Below are 17,917 nucleotides of genomic sequence, written 5' to 3' on the forward strand. Positions count from 1 at the left end.
AACAAACAATGAACGATATTTCAGCAACAGGTTTAAGTTTAATTATTCAGGCAAGTAACACATTTCCTGCAGGTATTCCTATTACCACATTTTCAGATGATGCTGATCCTTTAGATTTACCAGCAGTAGATATCACTCAAACCGCAGTAGATATTAATGGTAATTTAGTGAGTTGGTCAGCGCCTACACCTCAAACTGTGACGGTTAATGTATTAGCAGGTAGTGAAGAAGATGAAAACTTGGCTATTTTGCTTGATGCAAATACAGCAAGACGAGGACGTCGTCATGCAAGCGATATTATTACATTAGTGGCTTCTTATGGTGATGGCTCTATTACCACTGCTCGTAATGGTCGAATTACTAATGGTAGTCGTGGTAATTCAATTGCGAGTGCTGGGCGTCTCAAATCTAAACAGTACACCTTTATTTTCCAAGATTTTGATCGTGTCAGAGCACGTTAATTTTTAGCGTTATTCTTATTCATCTAATGGCGGCTTCGGCCGCCTTTTTTATGGAATTTAATTATGTTAATTAAACCAAAAGAGATCACTGTTATTGATAGTGATCGTGAAGAACATACTTTTATTATTAGCCGATTACCTGCAACGATTGGGCGAGAAATTCTTGCTAAATATCCTTTATCAAATGCACCTAAAATTGGCGATTATGAAGTTAGCAAAGAAGCCATGTTAAAAATGATGGCTTATGTGGCAGTTGAAAAAGAAGGGCAAGAGATTTATCTAAAAACCAGCACATTAATTGATAATCATGTGCCTGATGGGGAAGCTTTGATTCGTCTTGAACTCGAAATGCTGAAATACAACACCAGTTTTTTCGGCAAAGACGGGAGCCCAAATTTCCTACAATACCTACTAGGCAAGTTCAGCGATTCTCTCCCGTCGATTATAAAAACGCTGATGGCTTCTTTGCAGTCATCATCTCCGCGGGTTTCGCCTCCTTCACAGAACTCAAAACAACTATAGATCTAGAGGAAGCCTTTGATCTGTGGGAGATCGCGATTACTAATCGTTATAACGAGGCGCTTGCGGCGTCAAAGGAGAGATAATGTCTCTATTACAGGTATTTTCTCAGGTACTAATGTTGGAGGCTGAAGTATCTGATAGTGCATTAGCAAATATTAGAAAATCAGCAGATGAAATTCTTGTTGAAATGAAAAATATTGAACAGGGGGTTTCAGGAGGTATTACTAGTTTCTATAACTTTGTTCAAGAAATTCACCTCAATCTTGGGGAATTACCCGAAGATCATGACATAAGTATTTCATTTAATAGTGATGAAATGACAAGTGCTTCTGTAACTATTGAAAACTCAATTCAAAGCATTGTTAAAAGCGCACTAATGGGAACGCAAGAGTTTGATAAATTCTTGCAAGAAATCTTAGTGGGCATGCTGGGCTTATCACTTAATGAGCCAATAAATATTGATCTTAATATCAGTGAAACTCAAGATAAAATTAATTCAGTAACACAAAGTATTGATGACCTGAAAAGCGCTATGTCGGTGTTAGATTACCAAAGAGAATTGGTCAATAACAATGGCGCAGCGGAAGCTCATATTTTAGCAAGCCTCAATGCTGAATATGATGCAATGGAGGCGCAATTATCTTCACTTAATGGTGAGTTGAGTTCTTTAACTGAAGCTGAAAAGAAAAATAAAGAAAGTAAAATTGTCATCGATGCACTGATTAAACAATTAGGTGCTGATTACGATACTTTTATTACCACAATGCAAACGCAAGGCATTGAAGCGGCAGTTAAAGAAGCAAAGGCTCAACGTCGATTAGGTGATAGTGTTGATGAAACAGGTAAAAGCTATCAGAAAACCACAGCGAAAATGAAGGACTATATTCTTAACGCCATTGGCGCTAAGGATATTACGGGGACTTTGCAAAAGGTTTTTTCTGCTTCATTAGATCGCGCCAAAGAAATAGAGTCGCTAGATAAACTGAGTAAAAAAATAGGTATCGCAGCTATCGATATCGATGCATTTTCAGGTGTTATGGCTGAAATGGGGGGCACAAAAGAGGCCGCTCAAGCTGATTTGACGGCAATGGCCAATGCATTTAATGATACAGAAGATCCTATCGAACAACTTTTAAAGACCGCAGATAAAGTCAAAGGGATGAGCTTTGATGGAGCCCAAAAAGAGCTGGAAAAACTGGGTGTTGTCGATGAAAAAACCATTGAATTAATGATGAAGGGGCGCGAAGAATTAGAGCGCACAATGGGGGTTCAAAAACAATTTTCTGGTATTAATGATGAAAGTATCGAAAGTTCTATTCAACTTAATGCAGTAATGAATAAGTTTGATCAATTAGCAGCACAATTAAAAAATAACTTTTTAGAGATAATTATTCCCGTTCTTGCAAAAGGAATAACGTGGTTTGATAAATTAGTTAATTTTTGTATTGACAATAAAGATTTTGTTATCGGTTTCTTTTCAGCTATTGGTAGTGCTGTTGCCATTTTTTATTTACCTGCAATGGTGTCTGCGGCAGTTGCTACACTTGCAACGGCACTCCCTATATTAGCTATTGCTGCTGTTATTGGGATCTTAGCGACGGCATTTAAACTCGTTTATGACGATATTATGAATTTTATTAATGGTAATGATTCAATGATAGGCAGTATATTGGATCAATACCCCGCGCTTAAAGACGCAATAATGATTGTATGGGAAGCATGGCAAGTTTTTGTTCAATCTTTAACGATTGCTTCAAAGGCTATTGCTGAACATGTTATTGCTGCTTGGAATTATATATCTGACGCATTTAATCAATTTGTTATAGCGCTTAATGCAGGCATTAATAATATTATCGAGTGGGGGCAATCAATTATTAATGTTTTTGTTTTTGTCTCTGATGCTGTGGTTAGCGTATTTAGTTGGATGTGGGAATATATAGAGAAAATATTAGGTTGGGTTAATGAAGGTATTGATTCAATAAAAGGGATTTGGCAATCAGCAAAAAGCTTTTTAGGTATGGAGGATGCTGAAAACGAAATAAAAGTTGTTCAAAAAGTAGAGCGACAATTATCTGACGAAGGCAATCTCAATTACACCATTCCACAACCAAAGCCAGCAATACCCTATTATAATCCAGTACAAGATGTAAATGCGTTAAATAATGGATTAACACTGTCATCAACAAATAGTTTAAACCCGATGACCAGTCAAATGATCAGTAACCAATCAAGCGTTAAAAATGAAAGTAATGTTCAAATTGGTGAAATTAGAATTGAAACACAAGCCACTGACGGGCCTGGTGTTGCGAAAGCGATTAATGAAACATTGATAAATGAAGCTGCTAAAGAAATTTCAGAGCACTACTCTAGCGGAGGTAAGAGTTAATTATGATAACTGAAGTTAGAATTTTTGATTTAGAGTCATTTGCAACACTATTTGATAGCGTTAATCCGATGAAAGTTTCGATTACTGATAGTCACCAAGTTATTAAATTTGCGGTTGAAAATGGTGAAAATCGTAGCGACCACATCATTGTTGATCCTATTAGTATAAGTGTCGAATTACTATTAACGGGTGATATTGTGAATCGTTACTCTATTATCAAGCAGCTTTATGACGAACACACACTGGTGGGAATTCAAACTAGAGTCAAAACCTATCAACCGATGTTGTTAGAGAGCCTTAGTCATGATGAAGATCCCCAAAAAGTGAATGCCATCGAATTAACACTCAAATTTATAGAATGGAAAACAATAGAGCCTGAATATAATAAAAAATCTTCTAAATCGACAAAAAAACCAAAGCAAACCTCAACAGTCAATCGTGGAAATGTCAAAAGTAAAAAATCAACACAAATAGGAAAAAAAGAAAAATAGGAGGTAGATAAAATGCAAACTATTCCATTACAAGCTATTCCTAATCAGCGATTTTCTGTCGAAATAGCTGGTGTTGATTGGATTTTTACGTTGAAGGTCGCTAATCAAACCATGTTTTGTGATATTGAGCGAGATGGTGAAGTACTTATTACAGGTATTCGCTTAGTCGCTAATACACCTATTATTCCTTATCGTTATTTAAACCAAGGGATTAATTTAGTTTTTTTAACAGAAAATGATGCTTTACCGTGGTATGAGGAATTTACAAAAACACAATCATTAGTGTATTGGAGTAATGAAGATGGATCTTCGGCGAATAAGGGTGGGGATTGAGGTCGGCGAAAGGCTTCAATGGTATGAAGGATTGCGTATATCAGCAGGAGGAAAAAAATATGCAAATCCATTACAAAACGAATGTAAAATCGCTATTACAGGGCTTAATGCCGAGACAAGGGATTATTTGCTGACGGAAACCAGTCCTTATAATAAAAATAAGCAAGTTCGGCGACTTTATTTAGAAGTTGGTCGCATTAACTCTGGCTTATTTTCGCTTTTTATTGGCGATATCGTCAGTGCAGAAATAGACTCTCCTCCGAATGTCACCGTAACGTTATCTGCAAAAACCAGCCATCATTGTTCTGGGAAAATTATTTCTTCTAGTGGTGGCGCAATTCAAAAATTGAGTGAAATCGCGTTAGCCATTGCTAATGACTGTGGTGTGAAATTAGATTTTCAGGCGACCGATAAGAATATTGCTAATTGGTATTATTGTGGCTCCGCATTACATCAAATAGAGCGTTTACAAGAGTCAGGAAATGTTAAAGCTTTTATTGATGATGATACGTTATTCGTAAAAGATGACGATAAAGCATTAAAAAGCCGATTTCGTATTTTGAATATGAATTCAGGCATGATTGGCATTCCTAAAGCCACAGAGAGTGGATTGACGGTGAGTTATCTTATCGATAGTACCTCTGAATTAGGCGGAATACTTCGCCTTGATAGTAAACTAAATACCTCACTAAATGGCGATTACATTATTGAGCAGCTTGAATTTAAAGTTGCCTCTCATGATGCTGATTTTGCCTATACCGCAACATGTAAACGAGCTTAACTATGAGTAAACCCAATAATGATATTGCCAGTGTTGGTTCACTGGCAGGGGCTTTTTCGTCTGCATTTCGCCATTTAATGATGAATACAGATGATATGTTACCCGCAACTGTCATTAATTATGATGAAAAAACCAACCGAGCCATGATAAAGCCCTTGGTCATGATGTTGACTACGGATGATGAAAAAATCTCTCGAGCCTCTGTTGCTAACATTCCTGTGTTTCGATTTGGTGGCGGTGGATTTTTTATTAGAGCCCCCATTAAACCCGGTGATTTTGGCTGGTTAAAAGCCTGTGATCGTGATATTAGCCTTATTTTTCAACGTGGTGGTTTAGAAGATCAACCCAATACAACACGATTACATTCGTTTAGTGATGCTATGTTTTTTCCTGACACGATCAAAGGATGGGCTATTGATGGGAGGAACATTGACGCCTTAGTTATTCAGTCAATGGATGGTTCAGTCTGTTTCTCTCTTCATAACGATAAAGTTGTATTAGAAACCCCAAAATATGAGATCAACGCACCTGAAACGATATTTACTGGCAATGTTACTGTTAATGGTAATTACGCTGTAAATGGTAATAGTGATTCACAAGGTGGGCTGATGCGCCATAACGGAAAAGATATCGGCTCAACACATACCCATAGTGGGGTGCAAGCAGGGAAAGACAATACAGGGAGTCCAATATGAGGACATTTTCAATAAACCAGCAGAATGATTTTGCGATAGGTGCTGATGGTAACCTTCAAATTTGTGACAACGATGATGCAGTAAAAAATCTTTGTCAGCATTTTATTAAGGCTGTCCGTGGTGAAATGCTACATAAAAAAGATAAAGGTATTCCTTATTGGTCAGCAACATTTAGCCGACAAGCTGATCTTCCTTTATTTGAAATGGCGTTTCGACAACGTATTGCTGAAATAGAGGACGTTGTCTCTATCACTTATTTCCATGCTTTTCTAGAAGAGGGAACATTGAAATATCAGGCAGATATACGCACGATATATGGAGGATTTACATTGAATGGCTGACTATCGTTATATCAATAATAAAGGTGTGATTGTTCCTGATACATCAACATTACGAAATCGTGTAGAAGACGAATTTCGTGCTGTATTTGGTCAATCCATTAATTTATCGCCAGAAACTCCACAAGGAGTATTGGCGACTATGGAAATTGAAAATCGGGATGCGATTGTTCGTAATAATGCTGAACTGGCAAATCAAATAAATCCAGATATTGCTGGTGGTATTTTTCTCGATGCAATATGGGCTTTAATGGGCGGCGAGCGTATTAATGCCACACATTCCTATTTAAGTGATGTCGAGTTTACGGGTATTCCCGGTACTATTATTCCTAAAGGTTCTCAGGCACTCACAATAATGGGGGCTGTTTTTGAAACGTTATCGCCATTAATTATCGCTAATAATGGGAAAATTAATGGCGATATGCGAGCCAAAGAATATGGCTCTATTACTTGTGGTATTGGGCAATTAAATAAAGTGGCAAGTTCTGTATTAGGATGGGAAAAAGTGAATAACTTAACCCATGCAGTTGTTGGTCGTCATGCTGAGTCAGATATAAAGGCAAGGCGTCGGCGTAAACAAACACTCGCTAAAAATACAGTTAGCGTTGCAGAAGCAATTACTTCTTCGTTATATGAATTAGAGGGCGTTAATTCTCTTTCTTTTCGTGAAAATTTTAATGATAAAGCGTTAATTGTTGATGGTATTTCATTATTACCGCATAGCATTTACGTGTGTATAGAAGGTGGGGATAGCCATGAAATTGCTAAATCATTATTAAGAACAAAAACAATAGGTGCTGCATTTAATGGTGATATTGAAATAAAGGTAATAGAGCCAGCAAGTGGTCAAGAATATCCTATTAAATTTTCACGACCGAAAGAAATATTGGTGTTTTGCCGTGTTTCTGTAAAAAAATCCAATATTGATGCACAAACCATTATTCCTAATGCGTTAGAGAAATGGGTACAGGGTGAAATAGATGGAGACAATGGGCTGGTGGTCGGGCGAGAAGTCTCCCCTTTTGAAATTTCAGCGGCGGTTAATGCGGTTGAGCCTCATTTATTTGTCACTAAAGTTGAGCTTTCAACAGATGGAAAAAATTGGAATGTTGCATTAATTCCTATTTGTCTTAATCAAATTGCCCGATTACCAAAAGGGGCAGTACAAGTGGTGATCGTATGAATATTCAAGAATTTGATTTTCATTCTGATCTACTTAAAGCGATCCTCTGGCAATATGAAAATGCAGATAAGCTAAAAGCATTAGCACATTTAAAAGCGGCTTACTTTAATCAATCTACGGTTTCATTTTGGCAAAACTGGTATCGAGATGTATTTAATATTGATACAGCTAACGACTTTGGTTTATCCGTATGGTCACGTATTTTAGATGTGCCTTTAGGGATTGATATTCCTCCTAGTGATAAAAATAAAATAGGTTTTGGCTTTGGTAAAAAGAAAACCAATTTTAAGGCAAACTTTAGACGAAATGCGGATTACACTCTATCGCTGACTTTAGATCAAAAAAGAATGCTGGTGAGAATGCGTTATTTTAATCTCACTCAAAGTCCTACCGTGACCAATATTAATGAGTTTCTTAAACGTTTTTTCTGGCGTGAAGATAGCAAAGTCTTTGTGCTCGATCCTTTTGATATGACGTATATGTATTATGTTTTTAATTTTAATCCAGATGAACGTTTACGTCTTTTATTAGAAAACTTCGACTTAATGCCGCGTCCTTCTGGCGTGGGCGTCAAATATCGTATCGTAACCAAGAAGGCCTTTGGTTATGGTCAATATCGTAAAAACTTTCTGAAGAGTAATTTCGGAGAATAATTCCTATGACTAAAATATTTAAAACCCCCTTTGCAACACAAGGGGATAAAACAGTTGTGCCTGTTGAAATTCAATCTGATGGTTCTGTGTCTTATACACAAGGTTATGGTTACGATTATGAACGTGACCAAGTTACTGATCCAGCAGCAAAAGATATTGAACGTGAAAAAATGAATAGTTTATTTCACGATATCACCGAGTCTATTGGTGAAATGCAATTGCAGGGTTTTGCTAAGTGGTCGGAAGCAGGCAAACCTTATCCTATTCGTAGTGTGGTTTATCATAAAAATAAAGCTTGGCAGTCTAAAATTGAAAATAATAATGTTGAACCAATTGCTGGTAATGCATGGATTGAATTAAAAGCGGATATTACAGCGAATGAAGTTGGCGCTTATTCTAAAGACGATGCGGACAAACGCTTTCAACCACTAGGTAAATATCAAGTTGAAGGTCATAGTTATTCAAAAGCCGAAACTGATACGAAATATCAACCGAAAGGGAATTATGCCCCTGCGGGAAATTATGCTACTAAGGGCGAAAGCTATACCAAAGTAGAATCTGATGGTAAATATCAGCCAAAAGGAAGTTATCAACCGTCGGGCGATTATGCGACTAAAGGTGAAAGCTATACTAAAGCTGAATCTGATAGTAAATATCAGGGGAAAGGGAATTACCAAGTAGCGGGTTATAGTTACTCAAAATCTGAAGCGGATAATAAATATCAAGCGAAAGGTAATTATGTTGCTGCCACACGTAAAGTTAATGATAAGCCATTGAGTGGTGATGTAACGGTAACATCGCAAGATATTTTTTCTAATCAGGCGATTTCAATTGGCGCTAATCAAAATTTAAATAACTATAAAACAGCGGGTATTTATTTTCAGCCAGCGAATGCAAATGCGACTACAAATTTAAATTACCCAGAAACCATGGCGGGTACATTAATTGTTTTAAAAAATGCGGGTATTAATCAACTTTATTATGTTTATAACACGAGCCGTATTTATTCTCGTAGCCAGTATGATAAAGGTAATTTTACACCATGGGCAAAAGAGTTTAATAGTCAAAATAAACCGACCGCAGCTGATGTGGGCGCATATTCCAAAGGTGAATCAGATGGCAAATATCAGCCGAAGGGGAATTATCTAGCATCGGGTTATAGTTATTCTAAGGGAGAATCGGATGGTAAATATCAGCCAAAAGGGAATTATTTAGCTTCTGGATATAGCTATTCCAAAGGTGAGTCTGATAGTAAATATCAACTGAAAGGGAACTATGCTCCCGCAGGTAGTTATGGAGCTAAGAATACGGCTAATAAAACTGGAAGTGGGTGGTGGAAATGTGGTGATACAGGCATTATGCAACAGTGGAATGAACATAAATGGAGTGCAGGGCAGTCATTAGATTTTAAATTTTCAGTGCCTTTTCCTAATACTGTTTTGACAATAATGGTTACAGCCGCAGATGGGTATGCAATGTTAGGTACAACTAACCGAACAAGGACAGGGTTCACTTTAACTGGAAATTCTGGTTATATCCATTTTACATATATAGCGATTGGGTATTAATTTTGATTCTGAGTGTTAATTCTCAACTTTCTATTCCCAACAAAAGCCACCTATTTTATAGGTGGCTTTTCAGCAATAAGATAAAACTACTCTTTTATCTTACTTTTTTCCTTATCATCCACTTCAATTGGAATATAATAATTAACGTCTTTTAATAGTGATGCAGGTTTGTTTAAAAGAATTGAAATAGGATAATCATCTTTAAAAATATACTCTTCAATATCTGGAGCACCGTTCTTTCTTGGTATATTGAGTTTTCTAAGTAAAATACCATAGGTGTTATAGATGATATCTTTATAATCTAATTTTAATAATGCTTCAGGAATACTAAATTTTAAATATCTTGTGTTTTCTATCTGAGTTCGATGAGTCAATTGAGCATTATAAATTTCAGGCGTATTACCCATCATAGTTGAATATTTAACGGTTAATTCATCATTTTTCTTAGATAAAATATTATGTACCGCATAGACTTTATCATGTTTATAAAGTGCATATTGAAAGAAAATCTTCCAGTAATCTTCCCGCGCTTTTTCTGTACTAAAATTCCAATCAATCATATTCGCTTTATAGGTATGCTCTATACCGATTAATGGAAGAGAGTCTATTGTGACAATCTCAATATCGAGGTTAAAACCACTAAATTTTCTTAACGGTAGTGTAAAGCCGTGAGCTTGCCAATTCTCTTTTCTACGATAATTATAAGGCGTTATATTAAACAGTTTTTTAAACGCTCTTGAGAATGTCTGCTGAGAATCAAAACGATATTTTAACGCAATATCAAGTAGTGGCGTTCTTTGTAAACGTAATTCGACCGCAGCACAAGAAAGACGCCTTGCTCGAATATAAGAGGCTAATGTCAGACCTGTTTGTTCTTTAAACATACGTTGAAGATGCCATTTCGAATATCCTGATTTCTGTGAGACATTTTCGAGTTTGAGATCTTTTTCTAAATTCTCTTCAATCCAATAGATAATATCTGTAATGACATTTTCGCTAAACATATTTAGGCTCTGATTAATAATTTATTTTCGGTAATATAAAAAGAAAGGCATTTAACCAATTTACATTAGATACTGTAATGAAATTAAGTTTGATTGTAAATTTATAAAAATATTATAACTTATAAAGTGTATTTAAACGGGTATCTATATTTTTGAAAAACCGATCTGGCTTTAACTGATTGATATATATAGCGTAAGTTAATGTCATTTAAGTTTTAAACCAATCATTAAATATTTTTTCTTTAATAAAATCTAAGCTAAATGTGTTATTTTTATAATTAAATTAATATAAGTAATTATCCGTAGAATAATAAATAGTTATTATTCTAATTTAATAGAATATAACTACATTATCCGTTTTGTTTTGGAAAAATTAACTAAAAATAGAGAAGATAAGTGCCATAGGGAAGCTAAGAGGCCAAGTTAAGGCGATTAATAATGCACTTAAAAGGCGCATGGCTAGGCTAGGATCTTTGGTTAAAAAGAAAGTAATAATAAACGATATTACAGCCCCAATAAGGTAGCTTATTCCAATAATAGAGATAGCAGACATAACAGATCATTCAGTAAATAGACTGCAACAATTGTACTCCAAAATTGTTAAAGAAACAGAGGAATAGGGCAAACTTTTCAATAAATGTCATTACTAATGTGCAAATTTTAAACATTCATCTCATTTTTGATCTCCGATTTCTTTGCGGTGTAGTCACACAAGATAATAACAAGGTTAAAGCCTAAAAATCAAAAAAATAAAATGTAGTAGATTGATTTAGCTTATTATTTGTAACAATCTTTATTGTTTTGAAAAGAGGGTTATTAAAAAATAGAACAAAATGGTATCGATCTTTTTTAGTGGTTTCACTATAAAAATTAAAATTTTTAAATGCTGATTTTTAAGGCAGGATAGTGATGAAGAGATAAATTCAATGTTTGTAAAGTGCACAGGTTAATTATATTACATCATGATATCGACAGAATGTAATAAATGGGATGAATGCCATTTTATACATACTTGTAGATAAATGAGCTTATGGATGGCGCGACTTAATGGATTTAAGCGTTAGCTAGGAAGCATTTAAAATCCCCTTTTAAGATTGAAAAGGGGATTTATTTTTATGTCTTTTTCGGATCGGGGTTAATAGCCGTCACTATATTAAAATGGTAACTTACCAAAGTCGTAATCCGCCAATGACGTTTATTTTGATGAAAATAAACGCTGTTTTGATTAATAAATAACTAGCGTGGTAGTTTTTATGATCCCTTATCAATCAACTTTGACGTTTTGGTTTGAAGAATGCACACCAGAGCAATGGTTTAAAAAAGATATTCAGTTTGATAAAGAAATTAGCCGCAGATTTGGTGAATTATGTTTAAGTGCGAGTCGTGGCGAGCTGGCATCATGGAGAGAAACAATAGAAGGGCGCTTAGCTGAGATTATTATTCTTGATCAGTTCTCACGTAATATTTGGCGTGATACGCCAAAAGCTTTTGCCCAAGATAATATGGCATTAATCTTAGCGCAAGAAGCTATCCGATTACCTGAATACCTGACTTTAACACCTGTTAAACGTAAGTTTATTATCATGCCATTTATGCATTCAGAATCATCTAAAATTCATCAAGATGCGGTTACCTTGTTTTCTCAGCTTAATGATGAAAACACATATCAATATGAACTGCGACATAAAGAAATTATTGATAAATATGGTCGCTATCCTCATCGTAATGAGATTTTAGGCCGAACGTCTACACCCGAAGAATTAGCCTTTTTACAGCAACCGGGCTCTGCATTCTAAAAAAATGCATACCTAAAAAGGTATGCATTTTCGTTTATTTCTCTTACGGATTACTTTGTAAGAAAATTAAGACTACATTGTAATATGCCATAAGTTATAGAATGCAATACGACCTGATAACTCTGCAATAATGACCGCAGCAGCACAAGTTGCTAGCGTCATTTTTGATGCTTGGGCTTTTACTGCAGTAAATCCTACGATAACCACACCTAATGCTAATACAGCTAATTGGAATCCCCAAAATAGAGATTGGTCAGCGCTGAGTTCTGGGCCTGTAAAGCCAAGGAAACTCACATAACCAGAGCGAGTAGCAAAAGTGATAATGGCACCGATAATAAAGGACAATGCGCCTAAACGTCTTGAACCTGTTGCCATTGCTAATACACCACCGCCAACTAATAACGTCATCCAAAATTGCAATGTGGTGTAGTCTGTGTTCCAGTTAGCAATTGTAGGAATATGGTAAACTTGAGGAATTGACCAAACAAATGCTAGACCAAAAACAACGGTAAGTAGGTTACAAATTTCACGTAAGCCCTTCCATTTTTTCATCATAGTGAGTGCAACAGTTGCAAAAGCAAAACCTGTAAACACACCACTTAAAAACGCTTCATTACTCATTGGAGAACGACCAACGCCTAAGAGCATATTGAAAAAACGCAGTGGCTGACCAACGTGTAATCCACCAATACCTAAGCCAACTAATGTTAAAATCAGGGCTAAAATATTAGCATTACGCAGTTGGTTTTCATCAATTTGACCTAATTTTTTACTGATATAAGCAATAAGAAACAGGCCTGCTGCTGACGAACCTAAAACAGTAAAAAAGACTAGAGGAAGTTCATGCATGGTTTATACCTCCGCCGCATTTTGAACTGAGCCGGTTTTATCACCAGAAGGTTTCGCTTCTTTGTGGGCTTTGATCACGATATTTGGATTGGTCAAGCTAGGATCAGGCATTGGTGCAATACCACATTCAGTACCATGTTTTGCTCTGATCACTTCAATATCATCAAAATCAAGTGCACGTTGAGGACAAGACTCAACACAAACCGGTTTCATGCCTTGTGCTACACGCTCGTAGCAACCATCACATTTAGACATGAGTTTTTTCTTCTCATCGAATTGTGGTGCACCATAAGGGCAACGCAATTCGCAATAACGGCAACCAACACAAATATCTTGGTTAACAACCACTAAGCCATCTTCTTCACGTTTATGCATAGCGCCAGTTGGGCAACCTGCAACGCAAGTAGGGTTTGAACAATGGTTACAAGAAATGGATAAATAATAACTATAGATATTTTGTGTCCAGATCCCGTCTTGTTTTGCCCAGCTACCACCACCGTATTCATAAACACGGCGGAATTTAGGGCCTAAATCTAAATCTTTTTCATCCTTGCAACTGACTTGACACGTTTTACAGCCAGTGCATTTAGTGGAGTCAAAATAAAAACCATATTGCTTCATGAGTTAACTCCTTATGCACGTTTCACTTCAACAAGGTTTGTATGTTGTGGATTTCCTTTAGCAAACGGCGATGGGTGCCAGCTTGTTAATGTATTAATACATCCACCTGTATCTACACCTGTTGTATCAAGTGAACGCCATGCACCTTGCGGTACTGCAATCACACCAGGTAATACACGATCTGTCACTTTGACGAGAATATTTAAACGACCACGAGCATTATAAATCTCAGCAATATCGCCAGATTTTAATCCACGTTCAGCTGCATCAATTGGGTTTAACCAGAATTGATGAGGAATAGCTTCACGTAACATAGCAACGTTATAGTAGCTTGAGTGAACGTGCCCTTTATCGTGGAAACCCGTCATTTGCAGAGGGAATTTCTCTTTAAGCTTAACGTTTTCAACGCCTTCTTCATTTTTACAATATTCTGGAATTGCAGGAATACGATCGCCTTCTGGTAAAATCCAGCCATCGGTATCTTGCATAAGCTTTTCAGAATAAATTTCAATCTTACCTGACGCTGTTTTTAATGGATTCGCGATAGGATCTTGACGGAATGCTTCAAGTGCAACGTATTGATTACGGTTAGGTAATTTACGATCGATAATTCCTACATCATTAGTTTCTGCAAATGTAGGCAGTGCTGGGTTTTTCTCACGCATTTGGTTATAGCAATATTCAATCCACTCTTCGTAAGTACGTCCTTCGGTGAATTGCTCTTTGGTGCCCATCTTTTCTGCAATATCAGTTAAGACATCATAGCAAGGGCGGTTTTCCCAAAGTGGTTGAATCGCATTTTGTAAACGGACGACATAGTGGTAAGCACCACTTGCGTAAGAGTTATTGATAAGATCGTTTGTCTCAACGGTTGTCACATCTGGCAGTAAGATATCAGCGTATTTTGCAGATGGTGTCATGTGGTTATCCCACACTAAAATAAACTCACATTTTGATTCATCTTGCAGTAAATCATGTGTTTTATTCAAGTCAGCGTGTTGGTTACCAATCACGTTACTGGAATAACACCACATAAATTTAATACCCGTATCGAGCTTATCTTTATTTCTGACACCCGCATTTTTGCTGGTAAGTTGCTCACCGCGAGCAATTGCTTCAGACCACATAAATGTTGGGATCAAGGTCTTAACTGGGTTAGGTAGAGCAAAACTTGCAACTGGATAAGCAACGTTACCACCCCAACAACCTGTATTTGTACCAGGGCGACCAATATGACCTGACATTAATGGTAGCATCATAATCGCACGACAGGCTTGTTCACCATTTGAAGTACGCTGAATACCCCAACCTTGAGAGATCCACGCAGCTCTTGCACCGCCAATTTCACGCGCTAATTGGATAATACGTGCAACAGAAATACCAGTTAATTTGCTTGCCCACTCTGGTGTTTTTGCAATGCCATCAGGGCCATTACCTAAAATGTAATCTTTATAAGAGCCATTTTCAGGTGCTGATGCAGGTAGTGTTTGTTTATCCCAACCGACACAGTATTCGCGTAAGAAATCTTCATCGGTGAGGCCTTCTTGGATCATCACATAGCCTAATGCAGCGACTAACGCAGCATCAGTACCCGGATAAATAGGGATCCATTCTGCACCTAATGTTGTCACACTGTCGGTACGGCGAGGGTCAATAATGATAACTTTACTTTTGCTCTTATCTAACGCATTTAACGTTTCATAGAACTGACCACCACCAGACATACGTGTTTCAGCAAGGTTATGACCAAACATCACAACTAAATCTGAATTCTCAATTTCTGTTAACAGTGATTCCAGCATGTCACCATAAACATAAGGCACAATACCGGTTAATTGAGAGTATGAATAAGTACCATAGTCACTTAAAAAACCACCAACAGTACTTAATAAGCGTTTACATGCCGTTCTACCGTGTAAGTTTGCACCTGTAGAGCCTGTACCATATTGGTAATAAATAGACTCATTACCGTATTTTTCGATGGTATATTTTAATTTTTCCGCGATGATTGAAGTGGCTTCATCCCAAGAAATACGCTCAAATTTACCTTCACCACGCTTACCAACACGCTTCATTGGGTATTTTAAACGATCGGGATTATATGTTTTCCAACGTACAGAACGACCACGCAGACACGGACGAATTTGGTGAAGACCAAATGTTGAATCGTCATACATAGTTTCATTAGAAATACGACGAATAACGCCATCTTTCACATGAACTTTTAATGGACAACGGCTACCACAGTTCACTAAGCATGCACTGTATTTGATAGTTTCAGATGTCTCATCAGGACGAATACCCTGGGGAGTTTGAGCATTAGCAGCGAATGGTAATGAAACCGTTCCTGCAACAGCAGCAGCACCAGAAATAACGGCTGCAGACTGAATGAATCCACGCCGACTCATTTCAGTAATAGAAGTATTATTTTTAATTTTTGACATTGACATTACCCTAACATTTTTCACAACAAGTAAAGTTGTATATATATGTTAAGTTATAACCCTTCTACCTATAATGATTTATATCAATATAAAAAATGTTAACAAGGTTATATAAAAAAATAATTATTAAACAAATGGTTACATTTTTTGATAAATACCACTTTAGTGGTAAATGAAATATCAAATAAATAGGATTAAACAATCAATCGGTGTATAAAAAATAATATAACGATTATTATTAATATATAGAAAAACAAGATTGTTAACATGATAACAAAATAAGAGATTAAAAATATTTGTTAATAAGAAAAGTAAAAAAGAAGAATAATTCTCCTTTTTTACTTTATACAAAAATGATTTATTGCGGATTATTTTCGACAGGTAATCTGAGTGCTCTTACATCATTTCCGGTTGGAGATTGGTGAACTCTTAAGCCAAATTGAGGCAAAATAGCAAAGATATGATCAAATATATCTGATTGAATCGCCTCGTATTGAACCCAAACGGTGGTGTTCGTAAAAGCGTAAATTTCAATGGGAAGCCCATCCGAGGTTGGGGCTAATTGTCTTACCATAATTGTCATTTGCTTATGAACATTAGGATGGTTTTTTAAATAAGCTTCAACATACGCACGGAAGGTTCCAATATTGGTCATGCCACGTTGGTTTAATGGTGTTTGATATTCATTGCCCAAGGTTGCATTGAATTGATTAATTTCACTTTCCTTATTTTTTATATAAGGAGTCAACAAGTGGGCCTTTTCTAGATCATCAAGTTGCTTTTTATCTAAAAAATGGATGCTGTTAATATCAAGAGCAAGACTTCGTTTAATACGACGTCCTCCTGATTTTGTCATTGCTTGCCAGTTTTTAAAGGAGTCTGAAATTAGAGAATAAGTTGGAATAGTTGTAACTGTATTATCCCAATTACGCACTTTAACCGTTGTTAAACTAATATCAATAACGGCGCCATCAGCACCATATTTAGGCATTTCTAACCAATCACCAAGGCTTATCATGTTGTTTGCAGATAATTGAATACCAGCGACTAATCCCATAATAGGATCTTTAAACACCAACATTAATACAGCCGTCATGGCGCCTAAACCACTGAGTAAAATAAGAGGTGATTTGCCAATAAGTAGGGAAATAATCATTATCCCAATCAGCACAGAGGCGGCGAGTTTTAAGCTTTGAAAAATACCTTTTAATGGTAATCGGCCAAATGAGGATGAATTTCTCATGATCTGCATACAGAGATCCATAATAGAGAAAAGCATTAACAAGCCAAAAATTAAGCACCACGCTTGGGCGCTGGTGGTGAGGATCTCTTGTGTTTTACCTGATCCCATCCACACCAGCGCTTGGATATTAACAACAACGCCTTGGATTAAAAACGCAAAACGACTAAATAGTTTATTTATTTCTAGAGAAAGTTGCCATTTCTGATCGTACTGACTTATGGCTTTGGAAATTTTAGGTAAGACCAACTTGTGCAAAATAAAATGAAGAATGATTGCGACAAGAAAAATAATGGCTAAAACGAGTAGTAGAGAAGCGAGTTGGGCATACTCCTCATTGAATTGACGTATCCATGTAAGCAGTTGCTGCTGCATAAAATATCCTCATAGTTAATGTGGGTCGTATATTAAGAGTATAGAAACGAGAGCTTAGTTCAAGAAGGTGAATTTTTTGTTACGACAAATGTGAGGGTAAACGAGATGATAATTAAGCGTAGTAGAGTGAATAAAAGCCAGAAATAGTCTTTTGTGCGATGAGGGTGCTATTTCTGG

At 36.5% G+C, this 17,917-nt stretch carries 18 protein-coding genes and 1 pseudogene; 13 read left to right on the forward strand and 6 right to left on the reverse strand.

The window, feature by feature from the left end; translation table 11 throughout:
* Window positions 1–8: 8 nt before the first annotated feature.
* The 12 genes and pseudogenes from ABN212_RS13515 to ABN212_RS13565 all read left to right on the forward strand — a co-directional run bounded on the left by ABN212_RS13515 (window position 9) and on the right by ABN212_RS13565 (window position 9,411).
* Window positions 9–461 carry a phage tail fiber protein gene (locus tag ABN212_RS13515; RefSeq protein ID WP_198632233.1) on the forward strand — a complete coding sequence of 151 codons (453 nt, stop codon included), beginning with the start codon at window positions 9–11 and terminating at the stop codon, window positions 459–461.
* Between the two features lie 63 nt (window positions 462–524).
* Window positions 525–983: a hypothetical protein gene (locus ABN212_RS13520; protein ID WP_198632232.1), complete on the forward strand. Its 459-nt coding sequence runs from the start codon at window positions 525–527 to the stop codon at window positions 981–983.
* 82 nt (window positions 984–1,065) lie between these two features.
* Window positions 1,066–3,369: a hypothetical protein gene (locus ABN212_RS13525; protein ID WP_198632231.1), complete on the forward strand. Its 2,304-nt coding sequence runs from the start codon at window positions 1,066–1,068 to the stop codon at window positions 3,367–3,369.
* A 2-nt stretch (window positions 3,370–3,371) separates the two neighbouring features.
* Window positions 3,372–3,860, forward strand: a complete 489-nt coding sequence (locus tag ABN212_RS13530; RefSeq protein ID WP_198632230.1) for a phage baseplate protein — start codon at window positions 3,372–3,374, stop codon at window positions 3,858–3,860.
* A gap of 12 nt (window positions 3,861–3,872) precedes the next feature.
* Window positions 3,873–4,193, forward strand: a complete 321-nt coding sequence (locus tag ABN212_RS13535; RefSeq protein ID WP_196533794.1) for a phage baseplate plug family protein — start codon at window positions 3,873–3,875, stop codon at window positions 4,191–4,193.
* Complete coding sequence (locus ABN212_RS13540; RefSeq protein WP_198632229.1) at window positions 4,162–4,974, forward strand: baseplate hub protein; 813 nt, start codon at window positions 4,162–4,164, stop codon at window positions 4,972–4,974. Before ABN212_RS13535 ends, ABN212_RS13540 begins: the two co-directional genes overlap by 32 nt.
* A gap of 2 nt (window positions 4,975–4,976) precedes the next feature.
* A complete protein-coding gene (locus ABN212_RS13545) occupies window positions 4,977–5,669 on the forward strand; it encodes a Gp138 family membrane-puncturing spike protein (protein ID WP_198632228.1) in 693 nt (230 codons plus the stop codon).
* Window positions 5,666–6,010, forward strand: coding sequence for a hypothetical protein (locus ABN212_RS13550; RefSeq protein WP_198619794.1), 345 nt, complete (start codon window positions 5,666–5,668; stop codon window positions 6,008–6,010). The genes ABN212_RS13545 and ABN212_RS13550 overlap by 4 nt, the downstream gene beginning before the upstream one ends.
* The gene (locus tag ABN212_RS13555; protein WP_198632227.1) at window positions 6,003–7,190 is read left to right on the forward strand and encodes a baseplate J/gp47 family protein; all 1,188 of its coding nucleotides are present in this window, start codon (window positions 6,003–6,005) and stop codon (window positions 7,188–7,190) included. The genes ABN212_RS13550 and ABN212_RS13555 overlap by 8 nt, the downstream gene beginning before the upstream one ends.
* The gene (locus ABN212_RS13560; protein WP_196533791.1) at window positions 7,187–7,843 is read left to right on the forward strand and encodes a DUF2612 domain-containing protein; all 657 of its coding nucleotides are present in this window, start codon (window positions 7,187–7,189) and stop codon (window positions 7,841–7,843) included. The genes ABN212_RS13555 and ABN212_RS13560 overlap by 4 nt, the downstream gene beginning before the upstream one ends.
* 5 nt (window positions 7,844–7,848) lie before the next feature.
* A pseudogene (locus tag ABN212_RS18895) lies at window positions 7,849–8,220 on the forward strand (hypothetical protein); the annotation flags it as partial.
* The gene (locus tag ABN212_RS13565; protein ID WP_432807466.1) at window positions 8,212–9,411 is read left to right on the forward strand and encodes a pyocin knob domain-containing protein; all 1,200 of its coding nucleotides are present in this window, start codon (window positions 8,212–8,214) and stop codon (window positions 9,409–9,411) included. The pseudogene ABN212_RS18895 and the gene ABN212_RS13565, both read left to right, overlap by 9 nt.
* Before the next feature lie 86 nt (window positions 9,412–9,497).
* Here the strand turns inward: ABN212_RS13565 and ABN212_RS13570 are convergent, their stop codons facing one another.
* Both ABN212_RS13570 and ABN212_RS13575 read right to left on the reverse strand, forming a co-directional pair.
* The gene (locus ABN212_RS13570) at window positions 9,498–10,415 is read right to left on the reverse strand and encodes a helix-turn-helix domain-containing protein (protein ID WP_198619796.1); all 918 of its coding nucleotides are present in this window, start codon (window positions 10,413–10,415) and stop codon (window positions 9,498–9,500) included.
* Between the two features lie 373 nt (window positions 10,416–10,788).
* Window positions 10,789–10,968 carry a GhoT/OrtT family toxin gene (locus ABN212_RS13575; protein ID WP_036912664.1) on the reverse strand — a complete coding sequence of 60 codons (180 nt, stop codon included), beginning with the start codon at window positions 10,966–10,968 and terminating at the stop codon, window positions 10,789–10,791.
* A gap of 700 nt (window positions 10,969–11,668) precedes the next feature.
* Here ABN212_RS13575 and ABN212_RS13580 point away from each other — a divergent pair.
* Entirely contained in the window at window positions 11,669–12,211 is a 543-nt protein-coding gene (locus ABN212_RS13580) for a DUF924 family protein (protein ID WP_198619797.1), read from the forward strand.
* Window positions 12,212–12,283: 72 nt separating this feature from the next.
* Here the strand turns inward: ABN212_RS13580 and ABN212_RS13585 are convergent, their stop codons facing one another.
* The 4 genes from ABN212_RS13585 to ABN212_RS13600 form a co-directional block, all read right to left on the reverse strand.
* Complete coding sequence (locus ABN212_RS13585; protein WP_198619798.1) at window positions 12,284–13,060, reverse strand: dimethyl sulfoxide reductase anchor subunit family protein; 777 nt, start codon at window positions 13,058–13,060, stop codon at window positions 12,284–12,286.
* 3 nt (window positions 13,061–13,063) lie between these two features.
* On the reverse strand, window positions 13,064–13,681 hold the full coding sequence (locus tag ABN212_RS13590) for a DMSO/selenate family reductase complex B subunit (RefSeq protein WP_023581764.1): 618 nt from the start codon (window positions 13,679–13,681) through the stop codon (window positions 13,064–13,066).
* Between the two features lie 11 nt (window positions 13,682–13,692).
* Window positions 13,693–16,125: a DMSO/selenate family reductase complex A subunit gene (locus ABN212_RS13595; protein ID WP_198619799.1), complete on the reverse strand. Its 2,433-nt coding sequence runs from the start codon at window positions 16,123–16,125 to the stop codon at window positions 13,693–13,695.
* A 358-nt stretch (window positions 16,126–16,483) separates the two neighbouring features.
* Window positions 16,484–17,740, reverse strand: a complete 1,257-nt coding sequence (locus tag ABN212_RS13600; protein ID WP_198619800.1) for a mechanosensitive ion channel family protein — start codon at window positions 17,738–17,740, stop codon at window positions 16,484–16,486.
* Between the last annotated feature and the right edge of the window lie 177 nt (window positions 17,741–17,917).

The organism is Proteus genomosp. 6, assembly GCF_040139785.1.
Classification (GTDB): Bacteria; Pseudomonadota; Gammaproteobacteria; order Enterobacterales; family Enterobacteriaceae; genus Proteus.

Bases quoted from the DNA above. Each gene is read 5' to 3' on its own strand.
- ABN212_RS13540 (WP_198632229.1), top strand. From the start codon at position 4,162: ATGGATCTTCGGCGAATAAGGGTGGGGATTGAGGTCGGCGAAAGGCTT.
- ABN212_RS13595 (WP_198619799.1), bottom strand. From the start codon at position 16,125: ATGTCAAAAATTAAAAATAATACTTCTATTACTGAAATGAGTCGGCGT.
- ABN212_RS13590 (WP_023581764.1), bottom strand. From the start codon at position 13,681: ATGAAGCAATATGGTTTTTATTTTGACTCCACTAAATGCACTGGCTGT.
- ABN212_RS13535 (WP_196533794.1), top strand. From the start codon at position 3,873: ATGCAAACTATTCCATTACAAGCTATTCCTAATCAGCGATTTTCTGTC.
- ABN212_RS13600 (WP_198619800.1), bottom strand. From the start codon at position 17,740: ATGCAGCAGCAACTGCTTACATGGATACGTCAATTCAATGAGGAGTAT.
- ABN212_RS13575 (WP_036912664.1), bottom strand. From the start codon at position 10,968: ATGTCTGCTATCTCTATTATTGGAATAAGCTACCTTATTGGGGCTGTA.
- ABN212_RS13555 (WP_198632227.1), top strand. From the start codon at position 6,003: ATGGCTGACTATCGTTATATCAATAATAAAGGTGTGATTGTTCCTGAT.
- ABN212_RS13570 (WP_198619796.1), bottom strand. From the start codon at position 10,415: ATGTTTAGCGAAAATGTCATTACAGATATTATCTATTGGATTGAAGAG.
- ABN212_RS13585 (WP_198619798.1), bottom strand. From the start codon at position 13,060: ATGCATGAACTTCCTCTAGTCTTTTTTACTGTTTTAGGTTCGTCAGCA.
- ABN212_RS13525 (WP_198632231.1), top strand. From the start codon at position 1,066: ATGTCTCTATTACAGGTATTTTCTCAGGTACTAATGTTGGAGGCTGAA.
- ABN212_RS13545 (WP_198632228.1), top strand. From the start codon at position 4,977: ATGAGTAAACCCAATAATGATATTGCCAGTGTTGGTTCACTGGCAGGG.
- ABN212_RS13550 (WP_198619794.1), top strand. From the start codon at position 5,666: ATGAGGACATTTTCAATAAACCAGCAGAATGATTTTGCGATAGGTGCT.
- ABN212_RS13560 (WP_196533791.1), top strand. From the start codon at position 7,187: ATGAATATTCAAGAATTTGATTTTCATTCTGATCTACTTAAAGCGATC.
- ABN212_RS13580 (WP_198619797.1), top strand. From the start codon at position 11,669: ATGATCCCTTATCAATCAACTTTGACGTTTTGGTTTGAAGAATGCACA.
- ABN212_RS13530 (WP_198632230.1), top strand. From the start codon at position 3,372: ATGATAACTGAAGTTAGAATTTTTGATTTAGAGTCATTTGCAACACTA.
- ABN212_RS13520 (WP_198632232.1), top strand. From the start codon at position 525: ATGTTAATTAAACCAAAAGAGATCACTGTTATTGATAGTGATCGTGAA.
- ABN212_RS13515 (WP_198632233.1), top strand. From the start codon at position 9: ATGAACGATATTTCAGCAACAGGTTTAAGTTTAATTATTCAGGCAAGT.